Origin of the sequence: Flavobacterium akiainvivens (assembly GCF_001278115.1) — a bacterium.
Taxonomy (GTDB): Bacteria; Bacteroidota; Bacteroidia; order Flavobacteriales; family Flavobacteriaceae; genus Flavobacterium; species Flavobacterium akiainvivens.
Genome location: NZ_LIYD01000005.1, coordinates 675,044 through 690,008, shown reverse-complemented (window position 1 = coordinate 690,008; position 14,965 = coordinate 675,044). Strand labels below are relative to the sequence as shown.

Annotated in this window: 15 protein-coding genes; 4 read left to right on the top strand and 11 right to left on the bottom strand. The window is 46.2% G+C overall.

All coding sequences use genetic code 11. The annotated features are described in order from the left end of the window. Positions 1-14: 14 nt before the first annotated feature. A complete protein-coding gene (locus AM279_RS03100) occupies positions 15-1,019 on the top strand; it encodes a zinc-dependent alcohol dehydrogenase family protein (protein ID WP_054406200.1) in 1,005 nt (334 codons plus the stop codon). Between the two features lie 221 nt (positions 1,020-1,240). On the opposite strand, the gene AM279_RS03095 is transcribed toward AM279_RS03100, so the two are convergent. Then, entirely contained in the window at positions 1,241-2,227 is a 987-nt protein-coding gene (locus tag AM279_RS03095; protein ID WP_054406199.1) for an aldo/keto reductase, read from the bottom strand. 231 nt (positions 2,228-2,458) lie between these two features. Between AM279_RS03095 and AM279_RS03090 the strand changes: the two genes are divergently transcribed. The 3 genes from AM279_RS03090 to AM279_RS03080 all read left to right on the top strand — a co-directional run bounded on the left by AM279_RS03090 (position 2,459) and on the right by AM279_RS03080 (position 7,171). Then, positions 2,459-3,376, top strand: coding sequence for a helix-turn-helix domain-containing protein (locus AM279_RS03090; protein WP_054410085.1), 918 nt, complete (start codon positions 2,459-2,461; stop codon positions 3,374-3,376). A 63-nt stretch (positions 3,377-3,439) separates the two neighbouring features. After that, positions 3,440-6,001: a TonB-dependent receptor gene (locus tag AM279_RS03085; protein WP_054406198.1), complete on the top strand. Its 2,562-nt coding sequence runs from the start codon at positions 3,440-3,442 to the stop codon at positions 5,999-6,001. 33 nt (positions 6,002-6,034) lie between these two features. Beyond that, on the top strand, positions 6,035-7,171 hold the full coding sequence (locus AM279_RS03080) for a cysteine desulfurase family protein (protein ID WP_054406197.1): 1,137 nt from the start codon (positions 6,035-6,037) through the stop codon (positions 7,169-7,171). On the opposite strand, the gene moaCB is transcribed toward AM279_RS03080, so the two are convergent. The 10 genes from moaCB to AM279_RS03030 are packed head-to-tail and all read right to left on the bottom strand — an operon-like array spanning position 7,168 to position 14,940. Then, positions 7,168-8,073, bottom strand: coding sequence for a bifunctional molybdenum cofactor biosynthesis protein MoaC/MoaB (gene moaCB / locus AM279_RS03075; protein WP_054406196.1), 906 nt, complete (start codon positions 8,071-8,073; stop codon positions 7,168-7,170). The two genes, AM279_RS03080 and moaCB, sit on opposite strands and share 4 nt — an antisense overlap. Position 8,074: 1 nt before the next feature. Further along, positions 8,075-8,515: a molybdenum cofactor biosynthesis protein MoaE gene (locus AM279_RS03070; protein ID WP_054406195.1), complete on the bottom strand. Its 441-nt coding sequence runs from the start codon at positions 8,513-8,515 to the stop codon at positions 8,075-8,077. Beyond that, positions 8,499-9,650 (bottom strand): HesA/MoeB/ThiF family protein, encoded by a 1,152-nt coding sequence (moeB, locus tag AM279_RS03065; RefSeq protein ID WP_236688482.1) that lies wholly within the window; start codon positions 9,648-9,650, stop codon positions 8,499-8,501. The genes AM279_RS03070 and moeB overlap by 17 nt, the downstream gene beginning before the upstream one ends. Continuing rightward, complete coding sequence (locus AM279_RS03060) at positions 9,613-9,840, bottom strand: MoaD/ThiS family protein (RefSeq protein ID WP_054406193.1); 228 nt, start codon at positions 9,838-9,840, stop codon at positions 9,613-9,615. The genes moeB and AM279_RS03060 overlap by 38 nt, the downstream gene beginning before the upstream one ends. Beyond that, positions 9,837-10,334: a molybdopterin-binding protein gene (locus AM279_RS03055; RefSeq protein ID WP_054406192.1), complete on the bottom strand. Its 498-nt coding sequence runs from the start codon at positions 10,332-10,334 to the stop codon at positions 9,837-9,839. Before AM279_RS03055 ends, AM279_RS03060 begins: the two co-directional genes overlap by 4 nt. 2 nt (positions 10,335-10,336) lie before the next feature. After that, complete coding sequence (locus AM279_RS03050) at positions 10,337-11,071, bottom strand: sulfite exporter TauE/SafE family protein (RefSeq protein ID WP_054406191.1); 735 nt, start codon at positions 11,069-11,071, stop codon at positions 10,337-10,339. 15 nt (positions 11,072-11,086) lie between these two features. Beyond that, positions 11,087-12,265: a molybdopterin molybdotransferase MoeA gene (locus AM279_RS03045; protein WP_054406190.1), complete on the bottom strand. Its 1,179-nt coding sequence runs from the start codon at positions 12,263-12,265 to the stop codon at positions 11,087-11,089. Beyond that, positions 12,262-12,849: a nucleotidyltransferase family protein gene (locus tag AM279_RS03040; RefSeq protein ID WP_054406189.1), complete on the bottom strand. Its 588-nt coding sequence runs from the start codon at positions 12,847-12,849 to the stop codon at positions 12,262-12,264. The genes AM279_RS03045 and AM279_RS03040 overlap by 4 nt, the downstream gene beginning before the upstream one ends. Next, positions 12,846-13,826 (bottom strand): GTP 3',8-cyclase MoaA, encoded by a 981-nt coding sequence (gene moaA / locus AM279_RS03035; RefSeq protein ID WP_054406188.1) that lies wholly within the window; start codon positions 13,824-13,826, stop codon positions 12,846-12,848. Before moaA ends, AM279_RS03040 begins: the two co-directional genes overlap by 4 nt. Before the next feature lies 1 nt (position 13,827). After that, the gene (locus AM279_RS03030; protein WP_054406187.1) at positions 13,828-14,940 is read right to left on the bottom strand and encodes an XdhC family protein; all 1,113 of its coding nucleotides are present in this window, start codon (positions 14,938-14,940) and stop codon (positions 13,828-13,830) included. Positions 14,941-14,965: the final 25 nt, after the last annotated feature.

Here is a 14,965-nt window from a genome sequence, read left to right as displayed (position 1 = left end):
TAAACAAATCATTTATGAAAGCAATGGTCTTAAAGGAATTCAACACCGATTTCCAATTAGAAGATATAGCAATACCTGAAATAAGCGAAGGAAAAGTTTTAGTAAAAGTGGTATCAAGCGGTATCAATCCATTAGATATTAAAATTAAGAGTGGGCAGGCGGCACATGCCGAAATTAAAATGCCCAATGCGGTATTAGGGCTCGACATGAGCGGCATCGTTATCTCGGTTGGTGCCGGAGTAACCGGTTTTGCGGTAGGCGATGCAGTTTACGGAATGGTAGGTGGCGTGGGAGATAATCAGGGAACGATGGCGGAATTTGTTGTTGCCGATGCACTTTTGCTGGCTAAAATGCCTGAAAAACTCAGTTTCAAACAGGCTGCTGCCCTTCCGTTGATCAGTATTACTGCCTGGGAAGCATTGGTGGACAGGGCCAACGTCAAGCCAGGTGATAAAGTGCTAATACATGGAGGTGCGGGTGGCGTAGGGCATATCGCAATACAAATCGCGAAATCGAAAGGTGCAGTTGTATTCACCACCGTAACGCCTGAAGAAATACCGTTGGTAGAATCATTCGGGGCAGTCGCTATCGACCGCACAATACACAGTGTCGGTTCCTTTATTAGTGAACGTAGCGAAACCGAAGGTTTCGACATCATTCTGGATACTGTTGGCGGCAAGGTTTTAGACGACTCCTTTCAATATGTGAAGCGTTATACCGGACGTGTCGTGAGTATCTTGGGGTGGGGTTCCCATAGCCTTGCGCCACTGTCTTTCAGAGGTGCAACTTATTCTGGCGTTTTCACGCTTTATCCATTGCTTTCAGGTGAACACCGGCAACACCATGGGGAAATTCTGGAGGAAATCGCAAAATTGGCTAACGAGGGGCTCATAGTACCTATCGTAGATAACCGTGATTTCTGTTTCATATATGCAGACGAGGCCTATGCGATACTGAGCCGTGGGGAGGCAAATGGGAAAATGGTCCTCGACGTATTTAGAGAAATCAAGGCGCGGTAATGCACCATCAACAAGAAAATCCTTGATAGTATTTGGCGGAGCCAGTAATTGGATCCGCCAGATATCTATAAAAAATTGCATAGCATCATGACATCTCTGTTAATGTTTTATGCACAGAATAATTTGAAATATTTTTCTTGCTTTTTAAGGTTTAAAGTGCTTAATATTTCACTTTTGGAATTCATTTTCACGGTGTGAAATATATAAAGCCTATCAGGTAATTAAATACCTGTCATTTTTTCAATGGCTTCGGTGTAGCGGCCACCTGCTACCTCAAGTTTGTTAGCCGCCTCTGTAATATTTTCCACATCGTTTTGTGTAAGGGTTACAGTTGCCGCAACAACATTCTCCTCAAGCCTTTGCAGTTTTGTAGTACCCGGTATTGGGGCAATAAACGGCTTTTGGGCCAGCAGCCAGGCCAGGGCTATTTGTGCCGGTGTGGCATTCTTTTGTGTTGCAAAGCTTTTAAGAAGGTCTACAAAAGCCAGGTTTGCAGCACGCGACTCCTCCTTAAACCGCGGCGAATTAACACGGAAGTCGTTATCGGCAATCTTTGTGTTTTCATTAAAAGCACCGGTAAGGAAACCTTTGCCAAGCGGGCTGTAGGGCACCAATCCAATGTTCAGTTCTTCTAAAATCGGGATTATTTCTGCCTCAGGCTTGCGATACCACAGCGAATATTCGCTTTGCAGTGCCGATACCGGGAACACCGCATTAGCCCTGCGTATGGTTTCTAAACCCGCTTCACTAAGGCCAAAATACTTCACCTTGCCTTCTGCCACCAGTTCTTTAACCGTACCGGCAACATCTTCAATAGGTACATTAGGGTCTACCCTGTGCTGGTACAGCAGGTCTATGGCTTCAACCCCCAGCCTGTTTAACGAACCTTCCACTGCTTTGCGAATTTGCTCCGGGCGGCTGTTTACCCCTGCCATCTTGCCATCAACAATATTAAAGCCAAACTTAGTGGCTATTACCACCTCATTGCGCAGGGGTGCAAGTGCCTCGCCTACTATCTCTTCGTTAGTGTAAGCGCCATATACCTCGGCCGTATCAAAAAACGTTATACCTTTATCTACGGCAGCACGAATAATTCTAACCGATTCTTCCTTGCTTATGCTGCTTGCATAGCCAAAGTTCAGCCCCATGCAGCCAAACCCAAGTGCCGATACTTCAAGCCCTTGGCTGCCTAATTTTCTTTTTTCCATAATTTGTATATTTATTATACAAAGTTCTGCACATACCACACAGGCACTTGTATACAGATTACTGAAATGTTTACCAATATTACAGGGGCAGCATAAAGTTTTGTTAAGCCGAAAAACCGCCTTTGTATACATATTACGGTTTTACCTACCATTTTTACTGATTGGGGCACACTACGTAACCAACTGCCTAAAAAAGCCTTAATTTTGAATTGAATTCATAAGCATATGACCATGGAAAGGATAGTAGATTTTAAGAGCATCAGCGATTATAACACGTTTAACAACCACGAAACGCTGCACCCTTTGGTTAGTATAGTAGATTTAGCCAAAGCCAGCCCAAGGGCATCGCATAAAATGACTTTTGATATTTATGCCGTTATATTTAAGGATGTTAAATGCGGCGACCTTAAATACGGCAAAGAATATTATGATTATCAGGAAGGCACCCTTGTATTTTTTGGCCCCGGTCAGGTTATTGAGGTTGAGTCTGATGCTATTTATCAGCCTTTCGGCCATGCCCTTGTGTTTCACCCGGACCTGATTGCAGGAACTTCACTTGGAAAACTCATAGACGATTACACTTTCTTTTCATACAACACCAGCGAGGCCCTGCACGTATCTGAAAAAGAGCGCCAGGTTATTTTAGACTGTTTTGACAAAATTGCCACCGAACTGGAACGCGGGGTAGACAAACACAGCAAAAAACTCATTACCAGTAACATTGAGTTATTACTCAACTACTGCGACCGTTTTTACGACCGCCAGTTTATTACCCGCGATACCGTAAACAGGGGCATTATAGAGCGTTTTGAAACATTGCTTTCTGATTTTTTCACCACAGGGAAATCACAGCAGGAAGGCCTGCCTACTGTATCATACTGCGCAGAACGCCTGCACCTTTCACCCAATTATTTTGGCGACCTTATAAAGAAGGAAACCGGCCGCACCGCGCAGGATTATATACAGGCAAAAACAATAGCAATAGCCAAAGACCGGGTGTTTGACCTGAACAAATCTGTAAGCGAAGTGGCTTATGAACTTGGGTTTAAATACCCGCAGCACTTTACACGCCTTTTTAAGCAAAAAGTGGGCTGTACACCATTGGAATACAGAAAAGTGGCTAACCTGGTTCAGCCATCGGAAAATTAATTAACTACATAACAAAAACGTAAGCAACAGTAATTACTGTTGCTTTTTTTATACGCCTTATACATGACAAAAAACTACCTGATAGTATTTTTATTATATACTTCTTGCCTGCTGGCACAAACCCAGCCAAAAGATAATGTAGACACGCTTAACAACCAGTATTTGGAAGAAGTGGTGATTTCAGCCTCCCGCACACCCGAAAGCATTTTAAAATCGCCTGTAACCATAGAAAATGTAAGCAGCCGCGAAATCAAAAATATGGCAGCCCCTTCTTTTTTCGACGGGCTCGAAAACATAAAAGGCGTACAGATGCTTACCCCCAGCCTGGGGTTTAAAATCATCAACACCCGTGGCTTTGCCAATACAACCAACGTCCGCTTTACCCAGATGGTAGACGGCTTTGATAACCAGGCACCCCATATTGGCGCGCCCATAGGCAATACCATGGGGCCAACCGACCTTGATATTGACCGTGTGGAAATTATTCCTGGCACTGCCTCTGCCCTCTACGGCCTTAACGCCATTAACGGCCTTGCTAATTTTATCACCAAAGACCCGTTTACTACCACAGGCATTACCCTGCAACAGAAAACCGGCATAAACCATATGGGCGATGCTGATTCAGGAGTAAAGCTATACAGCGAAAGTGCCTTGCGTATTGCCGAAAAAATCAACGACCGTTTTGCTTTCAAAATCAATTTTGCCTATACCACCGGGCAGGACTGGATTGCCAACAACCGTACCGACCTGAACCCCAATGCCAATGCAGGCGTGGGCATTGCCGGAGGGGTTAACAACCCGGCTTACGACCCTGTTAACGGCTACGGTAACGAATCATCAAACCGCCGCACCCTTACACTTGGTGGCACACGCTATGTAGTGGCACGTACCGGTTACAGCGAACATGATGTGGCCGATTACGGCATACAGAACATTAAAGCCGACGTGGGGCTCTACTACAAACTGAGCCCCAAAACTACTATCTCTTACACCTACCGTTTTGCCGACCTTGATAATGTATACCAGCGTGCCAACCGCTTTACACTTAAAGATTACATACTGCAACAGCACGCCATTGAGGTTAAGAACGATATCCTCCAGGTACGGGCTTTTGCCACCAGTGAAGACACAGGCAAGTCATACAACCTGCGCTCTGCCGCCGAAAACTTAGACCGACGTTTTAAATCCGATAACGATTGGTATGCCGATTATACCACCGCTTTTAATACCGCTGTGGGTCAGGGTTCATCAGTACCGCAGGCGCTTGCCGCAGCACGTGCCGAGGCCGACCTGGGCAGGCTGCAACCCGGTACACCCGAATTTAAGCAGGCGCTAAACGAACTGGCTGATATTAACAATTGGGATGAAGGCGCAGCCCTTCGCGTAAAAGACTGGCTGGTACACGGCGAGGCACAGGTAAACCTATCTAAGGCCATAGGTGCTGATTTTGAAACCTATACCGGGCTGCAACTCCTTGCCGGCGCCGATTACCAGTCTTACATCATAAAGCCTGATGGCAACTACTTTATAAACCCCACGGCTACCGATCCATTCTCAACTTTAACGTACGGTAAAACGGGTGGGTTTATTCAGGCAGGCAAAACCCTGTTTGAAGGGCTTTTAAAGCTTTCTGCTACACTACGCGTTGATAAAAACGATTATTTTGATGTAAAATATAACCCAAGGGTAGCCGCAGTATTTACCCCGGCAGCGGAACAGAGCATCAGGGCATCGTTCCAGAGCGGGTCGCGTTTCCCCAGCATATTCGAGGCCTTTAGTAATGTAAACAGCGGTGGCGTGCGCCGGGTAGGCGGCCTCAGGGTTATGTCAAACGGGGTGTTTGAAAATGGCTACCTGCGCAGCTCCATAGACCGCTTCCAGGCAGCTGTAACGGCCGATTTTAATAACGGGGCTACACTTGACGATGCCATACAAAACAACCAAAGCCTGCTGCAAAAGAATACCCAGTACACCTATCTTAAACCCGAGCAGATCAACTCGTTTGAGGCAGGTTATAAAGGATTGTTCTTTAACCGCACGTTTAAGGTAGATGCCGATTTTTATTTTAACCGCTACAACAACTTCATCGCCCAGATTGAAATGAATGTGCCCCAAACCACCAACCCTGCACAGATACCCTACTACCTTAACGACCGTACCCTGCAGGACCGTTACCGTATTTATACCAACTCACAAAGTGTGGTGTATAATTATGGGGCAAGCCTTGGCCTTAGCTACACCATTACCCCACAATACACGATTAGCGGAAATGTATCGTATGCCAAACTGAGACGTACCGATAACGGCGATGGTTTTGAAGACGGTTTCAACACCCCGGAGTGGATTGGCAACATATCGTTTACCGGAGATAATGTGTGGAAAACCCTGGGCTTTAACGTTACCTACAAACGCCAAAGCAGCTTTTACTGGAGGTCGTTTTTAGTAAACGGTACGGTTCAGGCCTACGGCACGCTCGATGCGCAGGTTAATTATACGTTCCTGCAATCTAAGCTGGGCATAAAAGTAGGTGCCACTAACCTTACCAATGCTTATTACAACTCATTTTTGGGTGGCCCTGCCGTGGGTGGGTTGTACTATACAACACTTACCTACCAGCTGCAATAAATAAAAGCGTATATTTAGGATAAGAAAATAAGTATGCCTGTAATATATCTTGATAACAATGCTACTACCCGTCTTGACAACAGGGTGCTAACGGCCATGCTGCCCTACTTTACAGAGCAGTATGCCAATGCGGGCAGTAGCCATTTGTTTGGCCTTACGGTAAAAGAAGCCGTTGAAACCGCACAGCAGCAGGTGGCGGATTTAATAAATTGCCGCCCGGCAGAAATTGTTTTTACCTCAGGCGCTACAGAGGCCATAAACCTCGCTATTAAAGGATTCGCAAGTGCTTCTCGTAAGCACATTGTAGCCATTACCACCGAACATAAAGCCGTTTTGGATACTTGTGCGCATGCGGAGAAAGAGGGATTCTCTGTAACCTACCTTCGGGTTGATAAAAAGGGGTTGATTAACCTCACTGAATTAGAAGCTGCCATTACAACAGATACACTTATTGTATGTGTAATGCTTGCCAATAACGAAACCGGCGTACTACAGCCAATTGCCGAAATTGCTGAAATAACCCATGCCAAAGGTGCACTTTTACTGTGCGATGCCACACAGGCCATTGGCAAAATCCCGGTTGATGTAAATGCTTTGGGTATTGACCTCATGCCGTTTTCTGCCCATAAGTTTTACGGGCCAAAAGGCGTGGGCGGTTTGTTTGTATCGTCTAACATCAGGAAGTATTTATCGCCACAAATACACGGCGGAGGCCAGCAGCGCAACCTGCGCAGCGGTACACTAAACGTACCCGGGATTGTAGGGATGGGTATGGCTGCTGAAGTTGCCCTTGCCGATATGGATCACGATACTATAAGAATAAGTGCTTTACGCGATACGTTGGAAACCACACTCTTAAAAATTGAGGGCAGCTATGTAAACGGTGCAACCGAAAATCGACTGCCCAATACCACCAATATTTGTTTTCCGGGCATCAACGCTGAAAAGCTGATAATCAGTTTGCAAAATATAGCCGTTAGTAGTGGTTCGGCCTGTTCATCTGTTACCACCGAACCCAGTCCTGTACTGAAAGCCATGGGATTAAACGATGCAGATGCCCTGGCCTCCATACGCTTCAGCCTTGGGCGTTTCACAACTGATGAAGAAATTCAAACTGCTATTATAAAAGTAACTGAATTGGTTTCCCGAATGCGGCAACCGGTTGTTTAATGCTGCTTACCTTCCCTTACGGCAAACACGTGCAGCACCTGTGGGAAAATGGCCTGCAAACTCTCCTCTACCCCTTTACGTGAACCCGGCAGGGTTATAACCAGTGTATCTTTGGCAAAGCCTGCCACGCCGCGGCTCAGCATGGCGGTTTTTACCCTGTCTTGCCCGTAGGCACGTGAGGCCTCCATAATACCGGGAATTTCGGTATCTATAAATGGGCACACGGCTTCCGGCGTTACATCGCGGGGCGAAAGGCCGGTGCCGCCGGTAAACAGCACAAGGTCGGTTTTACTGTCAATAAAATGGTGCAGCACGTTGGTTATTGTGCCAATATCATCGGGCACAACCTGGTAGGCCACATTTTCATAGCCATACGCGCCAAGAATATCAACTATGGCTTTACCCGCTGTATCTTCCTTCTCGCCTCTTGATACCGTATCGCTACACACCACTACGGCACATTTCAAGCCTTTGGGCAGATTTTTAAGGTCAGATTTACCGCCGTGTTTTTCCTGTAACCTGATATTCTGAATTTCTACATTCTTATCAATAGGCTTCAGCATATCATACATAACCAGTGCCGCTACCGATGCACCGTGCATGGCCTCTACCTCTACCCCGGTTTTATAAATGGTATGCACCTCAACTGATATAATTACAGCAAGGCCATCAATGGTATAACTGATATGAGCATACTCCACCGGCAGCGGGTGGCAGTCGGGTATTACATCGCTGGTTTTTTTGATGCCAAAAAGCGCCGCTGCACGGGCAAACTCAAAAATATCGCCTTTAGGCACCTTTCGCTGCTCAATAGCATCAATGGTCTCCTGTTTGGAAGTGAGCACGGTAGCCGTAGCAATGGCCTTACGCAGCGTGTTGGTTTTATGTGTAATATTTACCATGTTAGTTGTTTACTTTCCACTGGTGGGTGGCATCTTCAAAAAGTTCTTTTCCCCAAACGGGCAGCTCGGCCTTAATGCGCTCCACCACTTCATTACAGGCTTCTGTAGCCGCTTTCCGGTGTTTGGAAGACGTGAATACAAACAGGCATATTTCGCCCGCTAAAACGCTTCCCAGGCTGTGGTGTATGTGCATGCACGTCAGCTCATACTTATTAAATATCTCCTCGCGTATTTTATGCATTTTCTCGAGCGCCATTTCCTGGTACGATGTGTATTCAATAGCAGCAACGGTTTTACCGTCTACATCATCTGCCCGCACCTGGCCTAAGAAAATACTGTGCGCGCCTATACCTGTTTTAGCTGAATGCTTTGCAATGCTCTCGGCAATAAATGCGGGACTAATGGCACCCTGTGTAAATATATTTTTAATGCTTTTGCCCATATTCCTGTAATGCCAGTATACCGCCCGTTAAATGGCTGATATTCTTTTGGTTTTTGTAATGTTCTAAAAAAAGCTGCCCTGCGATAAGGCTACGCTTACCGCTTTGACAGAACAATATTATGTTGTTTTCTATTATTTCCGGCAAATTATCCGTCAAGGTTGACAGCGGCATCTGTAGACAATCAAAATCCGCTTTTGGCAGTTCCCGATTCTCACGTACGTCTATAATAATTGCATCGGCATCATTAAATGTCCTCAAAAAAGCTTCAGCATCCAGCTCGTTTATCCCTGCCGCTTTAGTTCCACATAGCCACTCATAGTCGGTTGCCTTAAATACGGCTTCATTGGTGGGTAGTACACCGGCTTCCAGATCATGGACTGTAATCTCAAATGCATACGTTTGGTAATTCAGCAGGTTAAACGTAAGCAATTTGCCGGCCAGCACCTCGCCTATACCTGTTATAATTTTTATAACCTCGGTAGCCTGTAGCGTACCAATGATGCCCGGCAAAACGCCCAGCACACCTGCTTCGTTACAGTCCTGTACCTCAAGCGGGTTAGGCGGTGTGGCAAACAAATGCCTGTAATTTATTGTATCTCCTTTTTGATTTGGCATATTAAACACACTTACCTGCCCTTCATACTGTGATATCGCCCCAAAAACCAATGGCTTATCCAGCAGCACGCAGGCATCGTTAACCAGGTAGCGCGTAGCAAAATTATCAGTACAATCTACTATCACATCATATTCAGTTATTATTTCCAAAGCATTGGCTGTGGTAATGGCACCGTTTATTGTAGTAATACTTATCTCAGGATTCAGGGCTTTTAGCCTTGCAGCTGCTATTCCAGCTTTTGGTTTGCCAATATCTTCTGCGCTAAACAACACCTGCCGTTGGAGGTTGCTGAGCGAAACGGTATCGTGGTCGGCTATGCCAATGTCCCCCACTCCGACAGAGGCAAGGTATTGCAACACCGGGCAGCCCAGGCCACCGGCGCCTATAACCAATACACGTGCAGCAGCCAGCTTTTGCTGCCCTGTTGTGCCAAAGCCTTTCAGGCTATAGTGCCGTGCATACCGCTCGTTACTTTCCATATTATCCTCCTGAATAGGGCGGCATGAGTGCCACCACATCGTTTTCTGTTAGTGCCGTAACTTCTGTTACCAGCTTATTGTTTACCGCTATGGCATACTTTTTATCGGCAAGTGTGGGAAATTCAACCTGCAACGCCGCTTTTAAAACAACTGTGTCCTGAGCTTCTATAAAAAGTTCGCCGCCAGTAATTTCGGCTATTTGGCCAAATGCTATAACCCTTACCTTCATTTAACCTGCTGTATGCTGACTTTAGAAAAATTCTTTACATACCTCCTGCCCGTTGCCTTGTCGGTTGGTGTAAGCAGTATAATGCCTTCTTTCTGGCTTATGGATGGTACGCCATTAACCTCGGTCACCACAAGGGTTTGGTCGCCCGTGGGACTGTTAAACAGTTCGTTCCATGAAAAAACCACTTTGTAACCGTCGTCGGCAATGCACACAATGTAAAACTCGCTCAGCACTTTTGGCGAGTTTACGCTAAATTCTGCCTTAGCCAAAACGTCTTTGAGCAACACACCTTTAATACCTTTCAGCGTACTCTTATATTCTCCCTTGTGGTTGAGGATTTGCAGGCTGTCAATGCTTTTGGTGTTGTATGTCTTAAGGTCGTCAAAACTAATGGTAAGCGGTTTGGCAATAGCGCCTTCCACCGTAATGGTTTTGGTAACCTGTGCCGAAACCGACAGACCAAACAATAGTGTAATTATGTATAAATATCTCATTTTTATGCGGTTGTAAATAACAGTTTGTATGATGCTATAAGTAACACAGTTGCCAGTGTATACTTTAAAAAGTTCTGGTTAAACTTCATCGAACCGAAGTATGCCCCCAATAACCCACCTGCAAAGGCTACCGCTACATACATAACCATATTTGTGCTGAACGTTATCCCCTGCGTGAGCTGCCCCATGAGCCCGGCTATCGAATTTACAAAAATAAACAACGCGCTAATGGCTGCCGTTTGCTTTTGGTTGGTCCACTTTAAAAGCAGCAGTATGGGTGAAAGGATAATGCCCCCACCTATACCTATCATACCCGAAAGCAGCCCTACCACCCCACCGGATGCCAGTGCAATACCGGTGCTGTGGGGTTTCAGTTCCTCATCAGGTACATTCTTAAAAAAGAAAAAACGGATAACCGGAAACAGCAGCAGTACGCCCAGTACGGTTTTGTACAGGCGGTCTTCAACCGTTACCATACCGCCCAAAAAGGCCATAGGTATTGACGCCGCGGCTATAGGCACAAACAGCTTCCACTTAAAATGCCCGCCCCGGTAATATTGTATAAATGAGGTGAGCGACACAAACAAATTAAGCATTAAAGCCGTGGGTTTCATTTCTTCGGGCGCGGCGCCATACAACGCCATAAGCGCCAAATAGCCACTGGCCCCACCGTGTCCCACAGCGGCATATAGAAAGGCTACAATAAAAAGTATAAGATAAAATAGTTCTAAAGGCATAGTCAAATATAGGATTTATAACGGCAACAAGTGTACTTCCGCACTATCTCCTTCAGTGCATCCCTCTGATGCTTCAGGCAGTACCAAAAAACAGTTGGCCTGTGCAAAAGAATGCAGCCTATACGACTCCTGCGCATGCAGTGGTGTTACGGTTCCATCGGCATAAAAAGCTTTCAGGAAATGGGTTAAACCCTGTGGTTTTTTATAGTTGTGTGTGGCTGTGGCAGTAGTTTTTACTATCGAATTTGGCAGCTGCATCATTTTTTCCAATGCAGGCAGCACATATTCATAAAAACACGTGAGTGATGACGACGGGTTGCCGGGCAGGCCAAAAACTGTTTTATCTCCCTTTGTACCAAAAAATAAGGGTTTGCCGGGCCTCTGCTTTATTTTATGGAATTTTTGTTCAATGCCACAGGCTTCTGCCGCAGCGGGAACATAATCATAATCGCCCACGCTTACACCGCCGGTTAGCAATACCACCTGGCTGGTGGCAAGGGCATATTGCAGGCATTTTTGAAGCGCTTCGGGGTCGTCATCTGCGTGCATAACGCCTATATTTTTAATACCCGCTTTTTGCAGTGCCGCCTTAAGCTGAAACGAATTTGCCTCATACACCTGTCCAAATTCCAACAGTTTACCCTGCTCCTGCAATTCATCCCCCGTAAGGATGATGCTCACCTCAGGCGGACTGTACACCGGTACTTCAGTACAACCAATGCCTGCCAGGAAACCTATTGCCGCCGCAGATAAAAAGGTTCCCTGCTTCATGGCAATTTCACCTTCCTGCACCTCTGAGCCTTTTGGACGGGCATTTAACCCCTGCGATAAATTTTCATCGTGTATTTTGAGTATACCGTTTTCAACAATCACTTTCTCTTGCATCACCACGGTGTCAGCCCCTTCGGGCAGTGGTGCACCTGTAAAGATGCGGGTTGCCTGGCCGGTTTGTATGGATAACTTAACGGTAGCGCCCGCAGGCATTTCGCCAATGATTTGCAGCTCTTTACTGCGATCTTCAAATTTCAGGGCATAGCCGTCCATAGACGATTGCGCAAAGTTGGGTATGCTTACCGCAGCAATAATATCTTCTGCCGTTACAAGCCCAAAAGCCTGCAACAAGGGCACAGTTTGTATATTTTTAAAGGTTACAGACTCATCTATTATCTGCCTTGCCTCTTGTACACTTATCATGTATTAATCAGGTTGTTATAATCTTCAGGAGTATCAATGTCTACTACACCTTTTTCAAAAGGCACAACAGCCACATCTCCCTTAAATTTTGTGAGTAATTTACGGGCACCTTCCTGCCCTTCAAGGTGCAACAACGCATCAAAATACTGCCTGCCAAACAATACGGGCACACCCGCTGTTGCCGCATATTGCGCTGCCACAATACCTTTGCCTGCTTGCTGCTGTTTTAAAAGCAGTTCCCTGAATACCCCGGCATCAAGATGGGGCTGGTCGCATACGGTTATAATGCAGCTGCGCAGTTCAGGGTATACCAAAAGTAGGTGCTTTAGCCCCATTTTTATAGATGAGGCCATACCTTCTTTCCATTTGGGGTTATGGCACGTTAGCACTGATTCATCTGCAATACTTTCTTCTATTGCCCTGCGCTGTGCACCGGTTACCACAACAACAGCTTCACCGGCAAAAAACACCGCCTCCTGGGTTATTCGGTTAAGCAGGCTGGTACCTTTATAATCTAATAGCTGCTTGGGCTGCCCAAGCCTTGATGAGTTTCCGGCAGCAAGGATTATTATGCCTGTACTCATCCGCCTATGGTTATCATGCTACGGTTTTGTAGGGCTGCCGCATCAAGGTTTTCAAATTTCTCATCCATTTGCCCACCCAGCGCTTTGGCTTTGGCTTTAATGGTATTGTGTATTAATGGCAATACTTCGTCGCCTGCCCTTAATGCTCCAAGCAAATCGGTTTCCGATTTAGAGAACAGGCAGTTTTTCAGCTTGCCGTCAGCCGTAAGGCGCATGCGGTTGCAGCCCTCACAAAACGGGGCACTCATAGTGCTTATTACCGCAAATGACCCTGCATGGCCGGGAATCATATAGTGCTTAGCGGTATCGTGAGGGTTGCCCTCAACGGGAAGTGCCTCATACTTTTGGGCAACCGTATCTAAAACTTCCTGCAAGGTTACTACCTGGTTGCTGGTCCATTTATTACCACTAAAGGGCATAAACTCAATAAAGCGTATTTCGAGCGGGTAGTGTTTGGTGAGGGCTATAAAATCGTTTATCTCGTTATCATTCAGCCCTTTCATTACCACTACATTTATCTTGGTGCGGATGTTGTGCTGCAAAAGCAACTCTATATTGCTGCGCACCCGGTGGTACAAATCACGGCGGGTTATTTTCAGGAATTTATCAGGTTGAAGCGTGTCCAGACTTATGTTTATGGTACTGATGTTGGCTGCTATTAATTCCGGCAGCATTTCGTGCAGGCGTACGCCGTTTGTGGTAATGGCAAGTTCTACGCCCAGTTTGCCCAGCGCCTCAATAATTTTTGGGGCATCTTTGCGCACCAGCGGCTCGCCACCCGTAAGCCGGATTTTTGTAACGCCATTGGCCACAAACAGTTTAGCCAGCTGCTCAATTTCATGGACCTGCATAAGTTTAGATGCCGGGGCAAAGGCATACTTTTCCTCAGGCATGCAATAAAAGCAGCGCAGGTTGCAGTTATCGGTAAGTGATATCCGCAGGTAATTGTGCACACGGCCAAAGGTGTCTGTAATCATGTTATTGCAGCACGATAGTATCGTGTATTTTTTGTGTTTTATATTTTAACGATGCGCCTGTTTTACCGCTCATTACCGCCTTTATTTCAGCGACAATCGATATGGCTATTTCTTCAGATGTTTCTGCGCCAATGTCAAGCCCTACAGGGCCGTAAATACGGTTCAATTGTTCCTCAGTTACCGTAATGCCTTCCTGCTGTAAATCATCAAGCATACGGTTTAGTTTGGTTTTTGGGCCAAGGATTCCTATATACGGTACACTGGTTTCAAGCAATAGTTTCAACAAGGCAAGGTCATACTTATAGTTATGCGTCATCAATACAAAACAGGTGTTTTCATCAATAGTAACCCTTTGAACCAGTTCATCAGGTTTAACCTGAAAAACACACGTTGCCTCCCTGAAACGCTGTGGCAACGCATGTGTGGCACGGCCGTCGCCTACGGTTACTTCCCAACCTATAAGCGAAGCAGCGCTAACCAGTGGCTGTACATCATTACCCGCACCTGCCACAACAAGCTGCAACGGCGGGGCTATGTATTCCATCAGGGCTTCATCCCCCCCAGCTAACTGCTTTATTGCCGATGCCTTACTCATTAACACTGCCTGGGCATCAGTTAGCAATTGCAATGCGGCATTGTTATTACCGGCTATATTTCCTTCCCTATAGAACAGCGCTGTACCGGTTTGCTGCTGCTTCCTGTCAAGGCTGTAAACAGTGGTTATAACCGCATCTTTACGCTCTTCCCGCAGCTTTTCAAGAAACCGTATGGGGTTGTTTTCTACCGCTTCATCTATATACTCAAAAAGGATGTGCACTATGCCGTTACACCCCAGCTGCACACCAAACTCTACATCATCTTCATTACTGGTATCATAGGTTATCAGCTTGTTTTGCTGCTGGTTTATGCACAGCAGTGCCTTGCGCAGGGCATCGCCCTCCAGGCAGCCGCCGCTAATGGCACCGGTTAGCAGGCCTTCTTCTGTTACCAGCATACGCGCACCCGGCTGCCGGTAAGAAGACCCCTCAACTTTAACAACGGTAGCCAGTGCGGTTTTTATGCCAAGCCCGTGTGCGGTATGGTATGCTGTTATGATATCGGATATTTCCTTCATTCTATAAATATAAGCTGCAACAAGC

Coding starts and splice junctions, on each gene's coding strand:
- moaA (WP_054406188.1), bottom strand. CDS start 13,826: ATGATTACAGACACCTTTGGCCGTGTGCACAATTACCTGCGGATATCA.
- AM279_RS03070 (WP_054406195.1), bottom strand. CDS start 8,515: ATGGGCAAAAGCATTAAAAATATATTTACACAGGGTGCCATTAGTCCC.
- AM279_RS03030 (WP_054406187.1), bottom strand. CDS start 14,940: ATGAAGGAAATATCCGATATCATAACAGCATACCATACCGCACACGGG.
- AM279_RS03055 (WP_054406192.1), bottom strand. CDS start 10,334: ATGAGATATTTATACATAATTACACTATTGTTTGGTCTGTCGGTTTCG.
- AM279_RS03080 (WP_054406197.1), top strand. CDS start 6,035: ATGCCTGTAATATATCTTGATAACAATGCTACTACCCGTCTTGACAAC.
- AM279_RS03045 (WP_054406190.1), bottom strand. CDS start 12,265: ATGATAAGTGTACAAGAGGCAAGGCAGATAATAGATGAGTCTGTAACC.
- AM279_RS03095 (WP_054406199.1), bottom strand. CDS start 2,227: ATGGAAAAAAGAAAATTAGGCAGCCAAGGGCTTGAAGTATCGGCACTT.
- AM279_RS03040 (WP_054406189.1), bottom strand. CDS start 12,849: ATGAGTACAGGCATAATAATCCTTGCTGCCGGAAACTCATCAAGGCTT.
- moaCB (WP_054406196.1), bottom strand. CDS start 8,073: ATGGTAAATATTACACATAAAACCAACACGCTGCGTAAGGCCATTGCT.
- moeB (WP_236688482.1), bottom strand. CDS start 9,650: ATGTGGTGGCACTCATGCCGCCCTATTCAGGAGGATAATATGGAAAGT.
- AM279_RS03100 (WP_054406200.1), top strand. CDS start 15: ATGAAAGCAATGGTCTTAAAGGAATTCAACACCGATTTCCAATTAGAA.
- AM279_RS03085 (WP_054406198.1), top strand. CDS start 3,440: ATGACAAAAAACTACCTGATAGTATTTTTATTATATACTTCTTGCCTG.
- AM279_RS03050 (WP_054406191.1), bottom strand. CDS start 11,071: ATGCCTTTAGAACTATTTTATCTTATACTTTTTATTGTAGCCTTTCTA.
- AM279_RS03060 (WP_054406193.1), bottom strand. CDS start 9,840: ATGAAGGTAAGGGTTATAGCATTTGGCCAAATAGCCGAAATTACTGGC.
- AM279_RS03090 (WP_054410085.1), top strand. CDS start 2,459: ATGGAAAGGATAGTAGATTTTAAGAGCATCAGCGATTATAACACGTTT.